The organism is Maridesulfovibrio sp. (genome assembly GCF_965230075.1).
Classification (GTDB): Bacteria; Desulfobacterota; Desulfovibrionia; order Desulfovibrionales; family Desulfovibrionaceae; genus Maridesulfovibrio.
Genome location: NZ_OZ245945.1, coordinates 899,833 through 919,384, shown reverse-complemented (window position 1 = coordinate 919,384; position 19,552 = coordinate 899,833). Strand labels below are relative to the sequence as shown.

General features: G+C 48.9%; 17 protein-coding genes. 11 read left to right on the top strand and 6 right to left on the bottom strand.

The genetic code is table 11. From position 1 onward, the window contains the following. Positions 1 to 17: 17 nt before the first annotated feature. The gene (locus ACO05Z_RS04045; RefSeq protein WP_421900755.1) at positions 18 to 815 is read right to left on the bottom strand and encodes an ABC transporter permease; all 798 of its coding nucleotides are present in this window, start codon (positions 813 to 815) and stop codon (positions 18 to 20) included. Next, positions 812 to 1,504, bottom strand: a complete 693-nt coding sequence (locus tag ACO05Z_RS04040; RefSeq protein ID WP_421900753.1) for an ABC transporter ATP-binding protein — start codon at positions 1,502 to 1,504, stop codon at positions 812 to 814. The genes ACO05Z_RS04045 and ACO05Z_RS04040 overlap by 4 nt, the downstream gene beginning before the upstream one ends. Before the next feature lie 309 nt (positions 1,505 to 1,813). Between ACO05Z_RS04040 and ACO05Z_RS04035 the strand changes: the two genes are divergently transcribed. The 4 genes from ACO05Z_RS04035 to ACO05Z_RS04020 all read left to right on the top strand — a co-directional run bounded on the left by ACO05Z_RS04035 (position 1,814) and on the right by ACO05Z_RS04020 (position 8,127). Further along, positions 1,814 to 3,136, top strand: coding sequence for a M48 family metalloprotease (locus ACO05Z_RS04035; RefSeq protein ID WP_421900751.1), 1,323 nt, complete (start codon positions 1,814 to 1,816; stop codon positions 3,134 to 3,136). 18 nt (positions 3,137 to 3,154) lie between these two features. Next, on the top strand, positions 3,155 to 3,880 hold the full coding sequence (locus tag ACO05Z_RS04030) for a substrate-binding periplasmic protein (protein WP_421900749.1): 726 nt from the start codon (positions 3,155 to 3,157) through the stop codon (positions 3,878 to 3,880). A 205-nt stretch (positions 3,881 to 4,085) separates the two neighbouring features. Continuing rightward, complete coding sequence (locus tag ACO05Z_RS04025) at positions 4,086 to 6,521, top strand: methyl-accepting chemotaxis protein (RefSeq protein ID WP_421900747.1); 2,436 nt, start codon at positions 4,086 to 4,088, stop codon at positions 6,519 to 6,521. 202 nt (positions 6,522 to 6,723) lie between these two features. After that, positions 6,724 to 8,127 carry an anion permease gene (locus ACO05Z_RS04020; RefSeq protein ID WP_421900745.1) on the top strand — a complete coding sequence of 468 codons (1,404 nt, stop codon included), beginning with the start codon at positions 6,724 to 6,726 and terminating at the stop codon, positions 8,125 to 8,127. 62 nt (positions 8,128 to 8,189) lie between these two features. Here ACO05Z_RS04020 and ACO05Z_RS04015 read toward each other — a convergent pair whose 3' ends face one another. Then, positions 8,190 to 8,558, bottom strand: a complete 369-nt coding sequence (locus ACO05Z_RS04015; RefSeq protein ID WP_421900743.1) for a hypothetical protein — start codon at positions 8,556 to 8,558, stop codon at positions 8,190 to 8,192. Positions 8,559 to 9,248: 690 nt separating this feature from the next. Between ACO05Z_RS04015 and ACO05Z_RS04010 the strand changes: the two genes are divergently transcribed. Further along, entirely contained in the window at positions 9,249 to 10,796 is a 1,548-nt protein-coding gene (locus ACO05Z_RS04010; protein ID WP_421900741.1) for a DUF1566 domain-containing protein, read from the top strand. A gap of 50 nt (positions 10,797 to 10,846) precedes the next feature. Here the strand turns inward: ACO05Z_RS04010 and ACO05Z_RS04005 are convergent, their stop codons facing one another. Together ACO05Z_RS04005 and ACO05Z_RS04000 are read right to left on the bottom strand one after the other, a co-directional pair. Continuing rightward, entirely contained in the window at positions 10,847 to 12,070 is a 1,224-nt protein-coding gene (locus ACO05Z_RS04005; RefSeq protein WP_421900739.1) for an NAD(P)-dependent oxidoreductase, read from the bottom strand. A gap of 152 nt (positions 12,071 to 12,222) precedes the next feature. Beyond that, positions 12,223 to 13,377 (bottom strand): iron-containing alcohol dehydrogenase, encoded by a 1,155-nt coding sequence (locus ACO05Z_RS04000; RefSeq protein ID WP_421900737.1) that lies wholly within the window; start codon positions 13,375 to 13,377, stop codon positions 12,223 to 12,225. A gap of 422 nt (positions 13,378 to 13,799) precedes the next feature. Here ACO05Z_RS04000 and ACO05Z_RS03995 point away from each other — a divergent pair, with 422 nt between their 5' ends. Next, on the top strand, positions 13,800 to 14,153 hold the full coding sequence (locus tag ACO05Z_RS03995) for a winged helix-turn-helix transcriptional regulator (RefSeq protein ID WP_421900735.1): 354 nt from the start codon (positions 13,800 to 13,802) through the stop codon (positions 14,151 to 14,153). Between the two features lie 65 nt (positions 14,154 to 14,218). Here the strand turns inward: ACO05Z_RS03995 and ACO05Z_RS03990 are convergent, their stop codons facing one another. Continuing rightward, on the bottom strand, positions 14,219 to 14,875 hold the full coding sequence (locus ACO05Z_RS03990) for a nitrite reductase (RefSeq protein WP_421900733.1): 657 nt from the start codon (positions 14,873 to 14,875) through the stop codon (positions 14,219 to 14,221). A gap of 204 nt (positions 14,876 to 15,079) precedes the next feature. Here ACO05Z_RS03990 and ACO05Z_RS03985 point away from each other — a divergent pair, with 204 nt between their 5' ends. From ACO05Z_RS03985 to ACO05Z_RS03965, 5 genes are all read left to right on the top strand, one after another. Further along, on the top strand, positions 15,080 to 15,400 hold the full coding sequence (locus tag ACO05Z_RS03985; RefSeq protein ID WP_421900731.1) for a DUF3302 domain-containing protein: 321 nt from the start codon (positions 15,080 to 15,082) through the stop codon (positions 15,398 to 15,400). Positions 15,401 to 15,402: 2 nt separating this feature from the next. Continuing rightward, positions 15,403 to 16,356 (top strand): HlyD family secretion protein, encoded by a 954-nt coding sequence (locus tag ACO05Z_RS03980; protein ID WP_421900729.1) that lies wholly within the window; start codon positions 15,403 to 15,405, stop codon positions 16,354 to 16,356. A gap of 14 nt (positions 16,357 to 16,370) precedes the next feature. Next, positions 16,371 to 17,723, top strand: a complete 1,353-nt coding sequence (locus tag ACO05Z_RS03975; protein WP_421900727.1) for a TolC family protein — start codon at positions 16,371 to 16,373, stop codon at positions 17,721 to 17,723. Between the two features lie 73 nt (positions 17,724 to 17,796). Then, positions 17,797 to 18,561 carry a substrate-binding periplasmic protein gene (locus ACO05Z_RS03970; RefSeq protein WP_421900725.1) on the top strand — a complete coding sequence of 255 codons (765 nt, stop codon included), beginning with the start codon at positions 17,797 to 17,799 and terminating at the stop codon, positions 18,559 to 18,561. A 140-nt stretch (positions 18,562 to 18,701) separates the two neighbouring features. After that, entirely contained in the window at positions 18,702 to 19,481 is a 780-nt protein-coding gene (locus ACO05Z_RS03965) for a hypothetical protein (RefSeq protein WP_421900723.1), read from the top strand. Positions 19,482 to 19,552 lie beyond the last annotated feature (71 nt).

Sequence of the window (19,552 nt, the reverse complement as noted above, 5' to 3'; positions counted from 1 at the left end):
TAATTACCACATTTCAACTACTCACCTGCTTTTCTCCCGGTAAGCAGGGTCATTGCCGATGAAAAACAACGTTTACGGACCAGCAACAGAACAATAATTGTTGAAAGTGCTGTGGAAGCCACCAACATAAACATGACCACTATCTGGTAACGGACCGCCTCTTCAGGGTCAGCCCCGGCCAGAATCTGACCAGTCATCATACCGGGCAGAAAAACCAGCCCCACGCCCATGAGAGAGTTGATGGCCGGGATCATGCCTGCGCGCAAGGCATCGCGGAAAATTTCAGCTGTGGCTTCCTTGTAATCAGCCCCGTGGCAAAGCAGCATTTCTACCTCATCCCGGCGACTCTTCAGTTCAGAAAAAAACCTCTCCAGCGAAAGGGCCAGCGAGTTCATGGAATTCCCCGCGATCATCCCCCCAATGGGGATGAAATATTGCGGGTCCCACCAAGGCTGGGCACCGATAACCACCTTAGTGACCAGAATAGTCACCAGCGAGTAGCTGAGCATGACCGCCAATCCCGTAGGCATAAGATAGGAAACATTTTTCTCTTTGACCCGGCCATGAATGATATTGACCGAAAATAGGGTCATCACAAGATAAAGAGCCAAGACCAGCACGGCACTGTTCAAGCCGAATATAATCTTAAGCAGGTACCCCATGGTCAAAAGCTGCACAAAAGAACGCAGGACGCCGATGGCCAGATCTTTCTCCAGCTTGAGTTTGTAGTAAATGGAGAGGACCCCGGAAACAGAAACAAGACTCAAGGCTATCAGCAACTGCACCCATGTTATGGAGATAAAGGCATTGTTCATGAGAGGACCTCCACCTTGCCTTCCGAAACAGTCAGGTGCATATGCGGACAGCTGGGATGATAGCTGCTGTGGTTTACCATAAGCACGGCAATTCCGTCTGCGGCCAGCTCTTCAGCTATCCCTTCCACCCGTTCCCGACTTTCCTTATCAAGGGCACTGGTAGGTTCATCAAAACATATTGCCACAGGCTTGGGCAGAACCGAACGGATCAGACAGAGACGTTGGCGCTGGCCCACAGAAAGATCAGAAGCTTCACTATCCAGCGAGACTTCGTCAAGCCCAACCCGTTCCAGCCATTTATTGAGGTTTGCATCCGATGGAACCTCTCCGCCCTTCCTGATGTTGAGGGTAAAAGGCAGCAGAAGATTTTCACGCACCGTACCGGGCAGCACAGTGGGGGTCTGTTGCACGAAACCGATCTTGGTCCGCAACTCCGGAGGATAGATGGATTGTATGGGGTCACCTTTCAATAAAATTTGGCCCAGTACGACCTCTTCAAGCCGGACCGCCAGACGCAGCAGCGTAGACTTTCCGGCTCCCGAAGGCCCGGAAACAAGCACAAACTGTCCCGCAGGCACAGAAAAGGAAACTTCGTGTAACCCTTTGCCTCCCGGCCAGTTGAACGAAACATTGTTAAACTCAAGTACAGGAGTCTCCCCGATAGACTCACCTTGTAGCGGTATATTCACTTTGCAGCTCCATAATACATTAACAATTGCGGGACATACCCCGGTACAAGCCTTTAACAAATTACAAGGCACACAACCATATTTAAGTCAACATCTCAGCTACAAATGTAATCAATTAGTAATCTTTGCCCGCAAATATATCAGCTGCACATCATCAAATCTACAATCTCTGACCATGGTTTCTTCGACAAAGATATTATATTCCAATTCACCATCGCATTCTTTTTCAAAAAACATATAACCTGGAAACTGTTGCCAAAGGCACCGTGCAGATATATCTTTATAGATAACGAAGATTTCGGAGGAAACATGGGCAACAAAAGCAAATCAACTGCAATTTCCAGAAGGCAGGCCCTGAAGCTGGCCGCCGGGGGCGCGCTCGGTATCCTGAGCGGGTGCGCCATCAACCCTGTTACCGGACAACAGCAACTCATGCTGGTTTCCGAGCAACAGGAAATTCAGATGGACCGCCAGAATTCCCCGCACCAGTTCTCTGCGGACTACGGTGCAGTTCAAGACAGCCGGGTCAATGACTATATTTCCAAAGTCGGGGTTTCCCTTTCCTCCAGTAGCCACCGGCCGGACATGCCCTATTCTTTCCGCTGTGTGAATGCCAACTACGTTAATGCTTACGCTTTTCCCGGCGGAAGCATCGCCTGCACCCGCGGCATTCTGGTCACCCTTGAAAATGAAGCAGAACTTGCCGCACTCATGGGCCACGAAATAGGACACGTAAATGCCCGCCACACAGCATCACGCATGAGCTCAGCCATTGCCGTGCAGGGCATCGTTGCTGTCGGGGTTGGAGTTGCAGCAACTCAGGACAGCCGCCTTGTTCCGCTGGCAGCAGGTCTGGGCGGAATCGGAGCCGGAATGCTTTTGGCTAGTTACTCCCGCTCTGATGAACGACAGGCTGACAGTCTTGGAATGGAATACATGGACAACGTCGGCTACGACCCGGAAGGCATGGTCGGCCTCATGGAAGAACTGGAAAAACTACATAAGAGCAAGCCTTCTTTCGTGCAGCAGATGTTCGCTTCTCATCCCATGAGCTCAGAACGATACGCAACCGCCGTAAAGAAAAGGGATACTGTATACGCAAACAGCCATGGCAAACTCCTGCGCGAACGTTACATGGACAACATCGCCTCCATCCGCAAGATCAAACCTGCTATCGTGGAAATGCAGAAAGGCGAAGGTTCCATGCGCAAGAAGAGCTACCATGAAGCAGAAGACCATTTTTCAAAAGCCCTACGCATCGCACCCAATGATTACGCAGGCTTGCTGCTCATGTCCAAATGCCAACTGGCACAAGGTAAAGCCAAGGAAGGGCTGCACTACGCCCAGCAGGCCAAGAACAGATATCCACAGGAAGCACAGGCCCTGCACATGACCGGGATGCTCAGCCTTGAGAACCACAAATTCAGGCAGGCCCTTGCCAACTTCGATGCTTATGGAAAGAAACTCCCCGGAAACCCAATGACGACATTCTACAAAGGGATCTCCTATGAAGCCCTTGGTAACCGGGATATGGCAGCTAATGAATACTACCGTTTCCTCAAAATCAACAATCAAGGAGATTATGCGAAACACGCATATGACCGGCTGGTCGGCTGGGGGTATCTGCAATAGCCAAGTGAGGGACCTTAAATGAAGAACGTAGCCACGCTCATATGGACCTTGCTGACCATACTCATCTCCACTCCGTGCTTTGCAGGAGAAGAACTGGTGCTGTCCGGGATAACATCCCCCCGATCCCAAATCGTGTACGAGATATTGCGCGAAGCATATTCAGCTCTTGGAATTGAAGTGGAGTTCAAAGCACTCCCACTTTTGCGCTCAACACATTCAGCCCACTCTGGTGTAGTAGACGGAGAACTCTTCAAAATCAGCGGAGTAGACGAAAAGTACCCGAACCTGATCAAAATTCCCGTTCCAATCGACCATGTAGATTTAATGGTACTGGCCCGTAAGAATTCACAAGTAAAAGCAAACTGGAATACTTTGCGTCACTTAAGGGTCGGTTACTTCAGGGGGATCATTTTTATTGAGAATAAGATCGCAATCGAAAAATTACGCAATACAAGAGGACTTGAAACCAACGAGCAACTTGTAAAAATGATCAGCCTTAAGAGACTGGATGCGGGGTTGATTGCCCGCATTGCCGGACTCATGACTTTAAAAAAGATACAATCTGATGATGTCGTGATGCTACAGTCGCCTATCGCAACAACCAATTTATATCACTATCTCAATATAGAGCACTCTGCTTTGGTTCCGCAGTTAACAACGACTTTAGAGAAAATGAAAAAAAGAGGCCGTTTCAAAGAAATTAGAAGAAAGATACTCCAACAGGAATTTGGGATACACGACTAACGCAACAAACCGAATGCTTGCAGCAAAGCCCCCGGACAATGTTCCGGGGTCTTTTTTTACCCTTTACAACAATAATACTACACTTTTGTAACAATAGCATGTATACTATAAAATTAAACTCAATTGACAACTCAACACCTTTAATTTAATTATCACAACCAATTCAAATAGATAAAAGCCTGACATTTAAAGGGGAGACTGTCCGATGCTTAAAAACTTAGGGGTAACAACTAAAATTGCTGTGGGATTTATTCTTATCCTCATCCTGCTTGCAGCCACTGCGGGGCAAGGTATTTTAAAACTGACAGAAAGTTCAGACGGATTTACCGAATACCGGAGACTGGCCCGTCAGACAAATCTAACCGGAAGAATTCAGGCCAACCTGCTGCTGACCCGCATGGGCGCGATTTCCTATACGAATTCCGGAGCAGAAAGCTCCCTAAAGCAATACAACGAGAAGATATCCAAACTTCAGGAATTCATCCGGACTGCGGAAAAGGAGATGAGCTCTCCTAAACGGATCGAACTGGTTAAAGAAATCAAGCATGAAGTTGCAACCTACCAAACTACCTTTAACCAATTCCTCTCATCCAAGAAAAAAGAACAGCAATCGATTTCTCAAGCGAGCGAAAACGGGAAGGTACTTGTTAATGGCTTGGAAACGCTGCTGCAAAGTGCCAATGAGCGAGAAGACAGCTTCCTGATTGCCATGGTACAGAGAAGCAAGGCGGCCCTGTTTGAGGCAAGACTTGCCAACTCCATCTTTATTTTTAAAAGCCATCAGAAAGCCGATGCTGAAAAAGCAATAAATCTCCTTGGCGAGTTTGAAAAAAGCATCGGCGACATCCAGAATGTCCTCTACTCCCCTTCCGATCTGGGACTTATCAACGAACTGACTGAGAATAACAGACAATACGTTCTACACACCCAAAAAATCATCGAAGCCAACATGGGACAGGTTGCGGCAAAGCAGAAGCTTGATTCCCTAGGTCCCATCACCGCAAAGCACATTGAAAACCTGAAGCTTTCCATCATGGAAGCACAGGATGAGCTTGGCCCCAGAATGCAGACAGCAATAGCCTCTGCAGTAGACAATATGACACTCATGTCCGGCCTGACTTTGCTGGCAGGAGCAGTACTGGCATTCTTCATCGCCCGCAGCATAACCGGCCCGCTCTCAAAAGCCCGCGTCTATGTACAAGAGTTGGCTAGCGGAAACCTCGACACTAAAATGGCAGTAAATCAAAATGATGAAGTCGGTATGATCTGCAAGGACATGGCTCAGGTAGGCAGCACATTAAACAAAGTAATGTCAGAAATCGACACCGCCATTACCGGGATTGAAGAAGGACGAATCGACAGTCAGGCTGACAGCAGCGAACTGAAAGGCAGCTTTGCAGAACTCATCAACCGCACAAATCTGGCTATGAATGTGATGAGATCCTTCATTGATTCCGTGCCCATGCCGGTTATGACCATTGACCGTGAAATGAACATCCTGTTCATGAACAAACCGGGCACAGACCTGCTCGGTAAATCCTTAGATGAGCTGAAACAAGGCAAATGTTCAGCCACATTGAACACTGCGGACTGCGAAACTAAAAATTGCGCCTGCAGCAAATCATTTATTTCTCGCAAGGCTGAAAACGGTTCAACCTCAATGAATACTATCAACGGGAAAGTAGATATGGACTACTTCGGCGTACCTATTGAAAAAGACGGCGAAGTAGTCGGCGCAATTGAAGTTATCCTCGACCAGACTGCAATCCGCGAAGCTCAGCGCAAAATGCAGGATGTGGCGGAACGCACCCAGGCAATTTCCGAACAGCTTTCATCCGCCAGTGAAGAACTGGCCGCTCAGGTGGAACAGATCAGCAACGGTTCTGAAATACAGCGGGAAAGAATCACCGAGACAGCGACTGCCATGGATCAGATGAACAGCACCATCATGGAAGTTGCCCGCAACGCTTCCAGTGCCTCCGGAAAAAGCATGGAAGCCAAGCATCAGGCAGAAGAGGGAGCACAAATTGTCTCCCAGTCCGTACGTTCAATCACAGAAGTCAGCACTATTGCCGACGACCTGCGTTCCAACATGGAAAATCTCGGTAAACAGACGGAATCAATCGGTACTGTCATGGATGTGATTTCCGACATTGCCGACCAGACCAACCTGCTGGCCTTAAACGCAGCTATTGAAGCAGCTCGTGCCGGGGAGGCCGGACGGGGATTCGCGGTGGTTGCCGACGAAGTACGTAAACTTGCTGAAAAAACCATGGCTGCAACCCATGAAGTAGGCAGCAATGTAGAAAGCATACAGCAGGCCATGCGCACCAACATGCGTGAGGTGGAGAATGCCGTTTCAGCAGTTGAACAAACCACGGAACTGGCAGCCAAATCGGGAGCTTCCCTTGAATCTATCGTAAGCACGGTAGAATACAGTGCAAATCAGGTGGAAGGTATTGCCACTGCATCTGAACAGCAATCCAGCGCTTCAGAGCAGATCAACAGTGCTATCAGTGAGATCAACAACATCACCCGTGAAACCACCGAAGGCATCCAGCAATCAGCAAAAGCCGTTCAGGAACTGGCTGTCATGTCCAGCGAACTGACCGAGCTGATCGGTGAACTTCGTTCATCGTAAAGATTACCAAATCCAACAAGAAAATCCCGGCAGCCCACATCGGACTGCCGGGATTTTTTTTATGTCTAATTGACCCAGCATTCAAAATTATGCCATTAATAATCAGCTCTGCCCACCTCTTTCAGGCGGAGACTAATGATTTTTGCGAGTTACAGGCTTTTGAATACATATTCCTGCGAACCCTAGATCACTGTGAGGTCACATGGATAAGCTCCAAAAGTTCTCCCCTGTCATTGTTGCGATCGTTATGGCTCTCTTTCCCACACCGGAAGGACTTCAGCCCGAAGCATGGTATTTCCTGAGCATTTTCGTCGGAGTAGTGGTCGGCCTCATCGTCGAACCAGTTCCAGCTGCTCTAGTCGGTCTGGTTGGGGTAACGGTAGTGGCAATGCTGGGACTGGTCGATCCCAGCCCGACAGCAAGCCGCAACTGGGCCCTTTCAGGTTTTTCAAACGGCGTAATCTGGCTCATTTTTTCCGCGTTCATGTTTGCCATGGGCTACAAAAAAACAGGATTAGGCAAGCGCATCAGCCTTATTCTAATCAAACATCTTGGTAAGAACACTCTCGGCCTTGGGTACGCCATCGCTTTTTCAGACCTCGTACTCTCCCCGTTCATGCCTTCAAATACAGCCCGTAGTGCCGGGACAATCTACCCTATCGCCAGCAACATCCCGCCCATGTTCAACTCCACCCCGGAGAATGAGCCACGCAAGATCGGTTCGTACCTGACATGGGTTGCCTTTGCCGCAACCTGCGTTACCAGCTCAATGTTCCTGACCGCGCTGGCCCCCAACCTGCTGGCTGTGGATCTGATCACTCAGGGAACCGGAATCACCATCCAATGGGGACAATGGGCCAAGATCATGATTCCGCTCATGCTGCCCCTGTTCCTGCTGACTCCATGGCTGGCCTATGTAATTTATCCGCCCACCCAAAAACATTCACCGGAAGCTCCGGATTGGGCTGCTTCGGAACTAAACAAAATGGGTAAGGTCAGCACCAAAGAATTTATGATGCTGGGATATGCCCTCGTTGCCCTGCTTTTCTGGATTTTCGGCAAGGAACTAGGCGTTAACAGCACTGTTGCCGCTATGTTCGTGCTGGCAATGATGGTCGTCACCGATGTTATCAACTGGCAGGATGTAATCAGCAACAAAGGCGCGTGGAACGTGCTGGTCTGGTTCGCAACCCTTGTAGCCATGGCCAGCGGATTAAAGAAAGCCGGAGTGCTGAAATGGATCGGCGAACTTGTTTCCACTAACCTGCAAGGCATGCCCACAGAGACAGTTGCAATCATGCTGGTTGTGCTCTTTTTCGTACTGCACTACTTCTTTGCCAGCACTACAGCCCACACCACCGCCTTATTGCCCCTTTTCCTTGCCATCGCAAAGCCTTTGATTCCACCAGAATTGATGCCCACCTTTGCGATTCTGCTGGCCGGTAGTTTAGGTGTCATGGGAATCATCACCCCCTACGCCACAGGACCGGCGCCCATCTGGTACGGCTCAGGATTCATCAGTCAGGCCCGCTGGTGGGCTTTGGGTGCCATATTCGGTGGTCTCTACCTGCTCTGCATGGTAGGTGCGACAATATTCTACGCTTAATATAATTGAGAGCCCGCCTGCTAAGGCAGACGGGCTCTCCTTCAAAAAAAAGCAGGTAAAGACTAATAACACTCATAAATGACTCTAAGGTTCTGCCCGTACATTGTGGCATCACCTCGAACTTTCCATTTGTTATTTTCATATGCATATCTAAATGTGACAGAACCTATGAGAGCACCCTGATCATCATAAAGATCCTCAATCTCGCTACCGCCCTTCTCATACTTTGCTGCTTCTTCCGGAGTCATATTATCCTGAAAAGATGTCGGAAAATACTTCGCAGTCTGAACAGGACCGATGGCCAGAGGTTCAAGACTTGCCCGGTGACAGGTGAGCAAACCAGTCTTAGCGTTGCTGCCCGCCATAGCGGAACCAGCAAAACCGAGAATTAACATGAGACTGAACAGTACAAAAACGATTTTCCTAGACATATTTTCTCCCCAGCTCGGCTTGATGAATACTTTTCAATACCGAAGTTTAAATTTACAGACATATCATCCTGTTGAACCAAAACAACAACCCGTCCTAAAACATACAATCATATAACACCACAAACCGACACAAAACAAGTCCTTAAGTAAACCATCAAGCTGAAACAAAAAAAACATACACTAAATGCGACCTACCACAAAACATGAACACATAAACAACCCCACTAACTTCAAATCAACCATCCTGACTATATAATTTTACTCTTCTAAGGATTATAAAAAAACTTTCCAAGCCCGGAAGTAAAAACAAAACATCCATAAAGAGCATGTTCCAGTGCGGCTAAAAATAACGATCATGTTCTTAAGTAAGTGCGTGCGAAAATATACCCGGCCGGGACAGTCAACAATACCACCAGCCAGTTCTCAATAATTATATGCAGGTAAGAAAAAGCAAGGGTGCTGATCCAAATAATAAACTGACGGCAGTGCTGCAAAAAGAGCCAGCAACTCCAACCATTGATATAGTTTCCAGTTCATACCATTTAATACAACAATCCCCCTTAGGAGTCCCTGATTGCGGTCAACATTAAGTAAATCTTAACATCAGCGCGACTTTTGTAAAAATCACCCCTTTCCTCTGGCTGAAAACTCAACTTCATGCTTAACTGAATACAAAAAACAGGAGCGTGTATGAAAAAATATCCCCTGCTGATAATTGCAGCCTTATTCCTCTGTGCAACATCCGCTTGGGCCGGAAACTACCCTATTGTGGACAGCGGACAGCAAGCCTGCTTCAACAATTCCCGACAGATTCATTGCCCGGACAAGGGAGATGAATTCTACGGACAGGACGCCCAGTACAAAGGCAACCAACCACGCTACAAGGACAATGGAGACGGCACAATCTCCGATCTCGTGACCGGACTGATGTGGGTCAAGGAACGTGGCCCAGCAGTAACATGGCAACAGGCTATGGATGGAGCCGAGGATTGCCGTATAGGCGGCTATTCGGACTGGCGTGCCCCGAATATCAAGGAGTTGTACTCGCTCATCGACTTCAAAGGCTGGGTGCAGGGCAAGGAAAAACACTCTACCCCGTTCATTAATACTGACTACTTTGAATTCAAATACGGCGACACCTCAAGGGGGGAGCGCATCATCGACTGTCAGGACTGGTCCTCAACAACATATGTAAGTAAGACCATGGGCGGCAATCCCACCGCATTCGGGGTCAACTTCGCAGATGGTCGTATAAAAGGCTACGGTAAAAAAGATCCCCGTGGACGAAAAAGTAAATATATCCGCTACGTGCGCGGCAATCCGGATTACGGAAAGAATATTTACATAGACCGCAAAGACGGAACTATTGAAGACAAGGCCACCGGACTTATCTGGCAGCAGAGCGACAGCATCAAAAAGCTGAACTGGGAAGAAGCCCTGAGCTATTGCGAAAAACTGACTCACGCAGGACGCAATGACTGGCGGTTGCCCAACGTGAAAGAGCTGCAATCCATTGTTGATTACAGCCGCAGTCCCAAAACCAGCGGGACCGCAGCCATTGATCCCATATTCAAAATTACCGACAAAGAATCCTACTACTGGTCATCCACCACCCATATGGATGGTCCTAAACCTTCCCATGCATCCTATGTCGCTTTTGGCCGGGCTTTGGGATACTTCGCGCCTCCGCGCAGCAGTAACAAACAATGGATGGACGTCCACGGAGCCGGGGCACAACGCAGTGACCCTAAATCCGGTAATCCCGACCGATATCCCAACGGACGCGGTCCGCAAGGCGATGACATCCGCATCTATAACTATGTGCGCTGCGTGTCTGGCGGCGGGGTTGAACCATACGATCCGTCATATACCAGAATACCCACATGGAAAGGCGGTTCCCCCAACTCATTTTCAGATGGAATGGGCGGCAACAGAATGAAAATGAGCAGGAGTCAAAATCGAAATTCCGGCATGGGCCAATCCATGATGCATGGTGGCATGAGACAAGATGGAATGGGGCAAGAAATGGGACAGGGCCAAGACCATGGCCGTGGCAATCGCCAAGGCCCTCCTGAAGAAGCTTTCACTGCCTGCAAAGGTAAATCCCAAGGAGAGGAATGCACCGTTGAGACCCCGCACGGCATGCTTTCCGGCCTATGCATTAGCCGGGGAGAGCAGACTTTCTGTGTACCTGAGGGGCGCGGCCCCGGTGGAATGCGCGGCAGACCAATGCAATAGATATAAAAATCCCGGAATGGTAGTCCATTCCGGGATTTTTTCTGTTTGAGCTAAAGCCCTTCCACGTAATCCATAATAGCCTGCGCGGAATTCTTGGAACACCGTACGGCCTCGGCAACGGTTCTGGCTCCGGTGACCACGTCCCCGGAAGCGAATACACCGTCACGGGTAGTGCGTCCTTCCTCGTCGGTGATGACCAGTCCGGTCTTGCCGATCTCAATCCCGGTCAGGTTGTTACGCGGGGCCTGACTTACGGCGATGAAAACGGAATCAGCCTGTTCCAGTTTTTCTGAGCCTTCAACAGTAACCAGCTTGACCTTGCCGTCTTCGCCTTCCTGTTTTTCAGTGCGTACACAAAGCACACCTTCCTCGGAAAGCTCCAGTGGAGAATGGAAGAACTTGAAGCGCACTCCATCCAGTTTGGCGTAATCGTACTCATACTTGGTAGCGGACATATCTTCCTGACCACGACGATAAAGCACGGTCACTTCCTCTGCTCCTTTACGCAAGGCAGTACGGGCCACGTCCATTGCTACGTTTCCGGCCCCGATAACCGCAACTTTCTTGCCCAGCTGGTAGACATCAGGGTTCTTCAGATAGTTGATAGCGTAATGCACATTGCCGAGTGTTTCGCCCTTGAGACGCAGCGGACGCGGATTCCAGACCCCGGTGCCGATGAAGATAGCCTTGTAGCCGTCACGAAGCAGGTCATCGATACTGATGACCGGGCCGATAAGCATGTTAGGACGAATCTTCACGCCCAGCTGAATCAACACTTCGCGCAGCTTTTCAAGGATATCCTTGGGCAGACGAAACTCAGGGATACCGTACTGCAGGACCCCGCCGATCTTTTCCTCGGATTCAAAGATAGTCACTTCATACCCTTTCAAAGCGAGGATGAAAGCCACGGTGATCCCGGCCGGACCGGAACCGACAACAGCGATACGTGATTTACGCTTTTCCTTTTTCTGCGGCTGGAATTGAGCCAGATAATAGCGAGAAATATAGTTTTCAATGTCACTGCACTGCACCGGAGAACTCTTGCGCCCCAGAATGCAATGCCCTTCACAGAAATTTTCATGGGGGCAAATAAGTGAACAGACCACGGAAAGCGGGTTGTTCTCAAAAAGCATAGCCCCGGCCTCCTGCATTTTACCGTCCAGCAGGAGTTCGATCATTTTATTGATAGGTGTTCCGAGGGGACAGCCCTTGCTGCAAAGCGGTTTCTTACATTGCAGGCAACGGGTGGCCTCTTCAATGATGTGTTTTCCCATATGATTGATGTGTGGTTTGGCCCTTGAATGAAAGGAACCTGATTATCTTGAAAAGGATAGGAAAGTAGTGCGTGGAGATGTGCTAATAGCAGGGGCGGACCTTCCGGTCCACCCCTATTTCGGCTGTTTCAACGATTCACAGCCTGTGGTCTTTATTTACCGTAGTAGGACTGCTTGAACAGTTCTTTCATCTGCTCAACGCTGATTTCACGAGGGTTGGTGCTGGTGCAGGGATCTCCACATGCGCCTTCGGCAATCTTGTCGAGGTTGGCAAGGAAATCATCTTCATTAACACCGAAATCTTTAAGGGTAGCGGGAATCTGCATATCCACGTTGAGTTTCTTCACGAAGTTGATCAGGGATTCTACCTGCTCTTCAGCAGAAGAACCGGCGAGACCGAGCCTCTTCGCAGCATCAGCATATTTCTCACCTGCTTTTTCAGCATTAAAGCGGATTGCAGCAGGGAGGTAAATGGCATTTGCGCAGCCATGGGGAATGCCGAAAAGGTGTCCGGTCTTATGGGCCATGCTGTGAACAATACCGAGAATCGCGTTGGAGAAGGACATACCAGCCAAGCACTGGGAAACGTGCATTTTGTCTCTGGATTCCTTGTCACCCTTGTAGGAATTAACCAATTCGTCCTGAATCATCTCCATGGATTTCATAGCAAGGCAGTCGGTCAGTTCGTTAGCCATGATGGAAACGTAAGCTTCCAGAGCATGGGTCAGCGCATCCATACCGGTGTGGGCAACGAGGGATGCGGGCATGGACTGAGCCAGATCGCTATCAACAATCGCCAGATCAGGAGTAATGTTAAAGTCAGCAATGGGGAACTTCAGTTCGGTATCATTGTCGGTGATGATAGAGAACGCAGTTACCTCGGTTCCGGTACCACTGGTGGTGGGAACAGCTACGAAACGTGCTTTCTTACGCAGCTCAGGCAAGTTGAAAGGCTTGGCTGCTTCTTCAAAAGTGAACTCAGGATTTTCATAAAAAATCCACATTGCTTTTGCAGCATCAATGGGGGAACCGCCGCCCACGCCGATGATCCAGTCAGGCTGGAAGTCGTTCATGAGTTCAACACCACGGCGAACAGTTGCAACGGAGGGGTCAGCCTCAACACCTTCGAACAGGGTGGTTTCAATACCGGCTTCTTTCAGAAATCCTTCAATCTTATCAAGGGCACCGTTTCTCTTTACAGAACCGCCGCTAATAACGATTACAGCTTTGCTTCCTTTAATATTCTTGAGTTCTTCAATGCTGCCTGCACCAAAGTACACTTCGCGGGGAATGGTAAATCTTGCCATTTTAATTTTCTCCATTACTTTTTTAAAGCAGTTTTATTATTATGAAGATGCTTTTAATTTAAAACTAACCAAGACTGATTATTTATAACTTTTAAAACATCCAGAACAGGTCAAACAAAACTTTTCAACAACCAAGAAACGTTTCTCTGCATCGGTTGAGTAGCTATAAACACAAAAAATTTTCCTATGTAAAGTACGCACCTTTCAGTATCGTAGTTTACAACTGGTACGTAGTTCCCATTTGGTAACTACCTTTTAGAATCATTAGAAAACTACACAAAAGAGTTTAAATCTGGTACGTTGGAAGTCCTACTGAATTGAAAAAGATTTTTTAGATTTCCCAAAAAACAGCAAAATCCATCCAAATATTTTTTATTATTTTTGATGACGGCCAAATTTCGCCGCAAGAAATGGAGAGAATTATGCCTGAAGACAGAACTCACAAAGTGAGCTGCAGCAGCTTTACATATGAATTGGAAGTAGCCTTTGAAATCCTGTCCGGAAAATGGGTGCCGCTAATCATCTGGCACCTCGCAGACGGAGAGCCGAAAAGATTCGGAGAAATGCGCAGACTGATGCCCAAAGTGACCCAGAAAATGCTGACCCAGCAACTTCGAGCACTTGAAAAACACGGCATCGTCAGCCGCAAGGTATATCAGGAAGTACCCCCGGCAGTGGAGTACTCCCTTACCGAGATGGGACTGAAGTTGATCCCCATTTTTAAAAGTGTGAATGGATGGGCTGTGGAGTATTTGGAGAAACGGGAAGAACAATAAACAGCAACAAAAAAGGCGGGCTCCCTAAGGGAGTCCGCCTTTACAAATTCTAAAGCGAAATAAACCTACTTCACGGCTTCGAGCAGAGCTTCTTCACCGAGACGGTCGACGAGACCGCTGATGCGTTCACGCTTGCGGCCGTTTTCTTTGTAAAAATCAAGAGCCTTTTCGATAAGTGCGAGGGCTTCATCGTCACCGAGCTTGGTACCGATCTTTACGCCAGCGCGGACGTTACGTGCTGCGCCGCCTCCAAAAAGGACATCCCAGCCCTTTGGGGTACCAACAAGGCCGATGTCACGTACATTGCTGAATCCGCAACCGATCTTACAGCCAGAGACACCGCTTTTGATCTTAAAGGGATAGGGACCGTTAGCCTTAACTACGTCGAGCAGCTTCTTGCCCATTTCGCGACTGTCCTGAACGCCAAATTTACAGACGCCCACACCAGTACAGACTCCTACGGTCGGCGGAACTTTATCAATCTTGTTTCCGAGGCTGGCAATAACCTCTTCCAGTTTATCCTTGGGAATACCTTCCAGATTCAAGCGCTGCCCAGTGGTCACGCGCAGGGAGGTCAGATTGAACTTAGCCATGGTTTCCATGACGGTCTTCATCATGCCGGGGGTCATCTGCCCCTGAGCCAGAGGAATACGCAGAGCGTAGGTTCCGTCTTTGCGTTCAACAGGCATAGCTGTCAGAGATTCAGCAACAATATTATCCATAAAAAGACTCCTTGCTTATTTTGTTGAGTATCCATTTACATCAGAGCGTCCGGCAGTGCAATCGCGGGATGTAATTAGCAATTCCCCTATGAAAAGGGCAGTTTTTGATAGGCCCTCACCTTTAAATATGCTACAGGAAATTAAAGCTCAATTTCTGATAAAGTAGTCAATTACTTACACGCAATATTTAGGCAGGAGAAGCTTATGATTGAGACTAGTTCCCGCATACTTGATTATATCGGTGCCGGAATGCTGATCTTTGTATTTCTGGTGCTGGTCTACGGCATCATCTTCATTCACGATATTCCGTACAACATTGCCAAAAAACGCAACCACCCCCATCAGGATGCTATTCACGCCGCAGGCTGGGTCAGTCTCTTTACACTGCACGCAATCTGGCCCTTCCTCTGGATATGGGCCATGATCCATAAGCCCGATCTGGAAAGCGATGAATCCTTTGTAGAGCATGAAACAGACCCCACTCCCACTGAAGAAATCTCTGAACCGGAAATGAAGGAGTTATAGCCGTGGATATACTTATTGAATTAACATACGCGGCTATTGTTTTCTTTGCCTTCAAGGTCCTGAAAATTCCGGTAACCAAATGGACTGTGACCACTGCTGTGGTGGGTGGGATTTTTGTGGTCGGCGGAATTTTCCTGTGTATGGCCTTCTATCATCCCTACACCCCGGAAGCACGAATTTATTTCCAGACCACACCTATTGTTTCGCAGGTCCGGGGTAAAACCATTGCCGTGCATGTAAAGCCGAACACTCCCATCAAAGCCGGGGACAAACTATTTTCCATTGATCCTACCCCCTTCAAGGCCCGGGTAGACGAAGTTAATGCCCAGCTTGGTTTTGCCAAACGCCGCCTAGCTGAATCCAAAGAACTGGCCAAGCATGCCGCAGGCAGCCAATATGATGTGGAACAATACCAACAGGAAGTAGGCAAACTTCAATCCGAGCTAAACAAGGCTCTGTTCGACCTGAACAGCACCACTGTGGTTGCCCCTACAGACGGCTGGGTCACCCAGTTGCGTCTGCGTCCGGGCATGATGGCAGTACCTTTGCCCCTGCGCCCGGTAATGACCTTTGTTCATTCCGAATCCCCCATGCTGGTGGCAGCTTTCAAACAGAACCCACTCCAGAACATCAAGCCCGGATTCAAAGCCGAGGTAATTTTCCCGGCTATTCCGGGTCGGGCATTCAAAGGTGAGGTAACCAAAATTCAGGAAGCATTGGCTGAAGGCCAGCTGCAACCTTCCGGGGACCTCTTGAGCGTATCCACCCATATCCCCGAAGGACGGGTCCCGGTTTTCATCAACGTGACAGACAACCTTTCCGCTTACAATCTGCCCCTTGGCAGTTCCGCTGCGGTGAGTGTCTATAGCGAAAGCATGGAACCACTGGCCCTGATCAGGCAGATTCTGCTGCGTATGGTCAGTTGGCGGAACATCATCTGCTTTGAAGCTCTCTAAGCAGGAGAAACCTTATGCGTAACAACACAAAAATATTATTGTCCCTCTGTTTCCTGCTGATTTTCTGCGGATGCAAGCGCAATTATTCCCACACGGAAGCTACTGCCGGAGCTGATGGAGCCAAAACAGCCACTCCGAATAAATGGTCCGCAACCGTCGTTGACAGCGGCACAGTGAAAGACGGCTGGATTCATGACTTCAAGGACCCCCAGCTTGATTCGCTGGTTGCTGAAGCCATGAAAAACAATCCAGACCTACAGGCTTCTGCTGCCAGAGTAGATCAAGCCAATGCCCTTGCCAAGCAGGCCGGAGCGGCTCTGCTGCCAACGGTCGGACTAGGAGGGCAATTGGCCGGAACAACTGCCGGGGGAACCGCCAGCCCGCAAGGTGCGGGACTTGGGATTTCCTGGGAAGCAGATGTCTGGGGACGGCTGGGACAGGGCAAACGTTCTGCAGAAGAATCAGCCAAGGCTATACAGGCGGATTATGAATTCGGACGTCAGTCACTGGCTGCATCCACGGCCCGCAACTGGTTCCTGCTCAACGAAATTGATGTCCAACAGGATTTCCTTAAATCTGTCGTTGATATTCTGGAGAAAATGAACAGCATTGAGGAACGCAAGCAGAAAGTCGGCAAGGTATCCATGATGGAAGTACATCAGGTTCATGCCCAGCTTGCTTCAGCAAAAGACGCACTAACCAAGGCTGAACAGGCAAGAGAGGAAGCAGCACGCAGCCTTGAAACCCTGATTGGCCGTTATCCTTCCAGCACACTTAAGGGAGCTGACAAACTGGCTGCAACTCCCCCTTCCATTCCAGTCGGACAACCTTCATCCATCCTCGAAAGAAGGCCGGATATCATTGCCGCAGAGGACCGTGTGGCAGCTGCTTTTTATGCTCAAAAAGGAGCCGAACTGCTGCACCTTCCCCGCTTCACCTTCGGGGCCGGAGCCGGACTTAACGCTCTGGGTGATGCTATTGCCGGACTGACTACCGGACTTTTTGCTCCACTATACACCGGTGGCGAAATTGAAGCTGAGATAGAACAGGCCACAGCTGTGCAAAAAGAGGCAATCGCAAACTACGCTTCTGTAGCGCTGAACGCCTTCAAAGAAGTGGAAAACAGGCTGGCCGGAGAAAAATTACTCAAGGAGCGCGAAGAATATCTGGCGCAGGCAACAGCAGACAACAAGAAAACCTTTGAGCTGGCCCAGATTCAATACAAGGTAGGCAAAATCGATCTGTTTGAATTGCTCAGCCACCAAACCCGCTGGATAGGTTCTGAAATGTCCCTGCTGGACGTTCGCCGCGAACGTCTGGACAACAGGGTGAATCTGTATCTGGCTCTAGGTGGAAGTTTTGAATAACCCCTATATTGCAGGCCCCTGCCTTCAGAGGGGCCTGCTGGATTTTTAATAATAAATTATGTATTAGGTCACAATGAAGCAGTTCTCCTCTATTCTACTGACCATACTAATCTTAACCGCTACAGCATCCTCAAGCTTAGCGCAGGAAATTATTGTTCCTGTATCTGATTACCCCCCATGGAGAATAGTTCAAAACAACCATAATATCAGCGGCATCAATATCGACTTGATCAATGCCCTGCTGCAAAAAATAGATCTTAAGCCTACCTATGTCGTCCGGCCATGGAAAAGGGCCCAGCGCATGATGAAAAAAGGGACTGCCGACCTAATGAATGGCCTGCTCAAACATCATGAACGCGAAGAATACATGATCTACCTCGAGCCTCCCTATAAAACAAAAAGCTCTAAGGCTTTTTACATTTTAAAAGGCAGTTCCACAAAAATCGCATCCTACGAAGACTTATATAAATATAGAGTCGGAGTTACGCTTGGCTCTAAATTCTTTCCCAGATTTGACCATGATGAGCAACTAAAGAAAGACATGGGGAAAGATGCCGCTAACAATCTCAAAAAACTTGAACTTGAACGCATAGACACATTCATCACCACTGAGACAGTCGGTGACTATCTGCTCCATAAGCACGGCTATCAGGACAAAGTAGAAAAAGCGGACTATATATACAGTAAGCCCCTTGCGGTTTACTTTGCAGTCTCCAAAAAATCCCCCTTGGCTCAAAGGGTTCCGGAACTCAACGCGGCCTTGAAAGAGATGGTTGATTCCGGTGAAGTCCAAGATATCATTGACCGTTTTCTGGAAAATACTCAGAGCATCCAATAGATTCTTCCCCAATTCTGACACACGATTCATACCTATCCTCCACAAGGACCAACTTGTGCCGTTTCAACAGCAGAGCTGATCAAGTTGACTTGTGTGTACATGGGTGAGATGTGTGACGCCTATTCAAAAGGAGAAACGGAATGCGCATTTATATGGGATTTGACGATACTGACGACAAGAACGCCACTATGGGAACAGGACGACTGGTTCGTGAATTCGTTTATGGGCTGGACAGTGACTGCCACGTAATCGGCGTAGTCCGCCACCAACTGCCGAGATTGGAAAACATTCCGTACACCTCCAACAACAGCTCAGCCTGTGCCATCATTGAAATTTCACAGGACAGCAATCTTGACTACCTGCGCGAACAGGCCACCGCACACCTGCAGAAGTATTGCGCCCCCGGCAGTGACCCGGGACTGTGCATTGCCCGCGAAGACGAGATAAGTAGTAAGATTGTAGACTTTTCCAAACAGGTTACCGGACGCAGGCAAACTCAGAAAGACGCCATGCATGCGGCCCGATCAATTGAGCTGTATGGATTGGGCGGAACCAATGACGGCATCATCGGGGCAACCGCCGCTGTGGGACTTACTGTTTACGGATGGTGTGGACGATTCATTGAATATGGAAGGCTGCGCGAACTGGGTGCAAACCTGCATGTTCAGGACCTGCTTGAGGCCGGGATTGATGTGATCTCTACAGACCGCGATCCGCTGGTTCCGCTACCCGGAGACGAACTGCGCAATGCCACATGGATACGCCCCTCTCTCTGGGGAGGCCGCCCTGTATTGCAGGTCAAGAGCGTGGATTACGGCGTATGGGAACCTGCCCACGGCAAGCGCAAGAAAGGCCATATGCAGCCGGGGTCTAAAAACCGGGCTGGAATTTCACCAACCAACTTCGTAACTACGAATTAATTTTATTTCGTCCGGTCCGTACGTATTTCTCCGTTACCGTCAGGGATCGGTTTGAGCCGGATGTCTTCTCA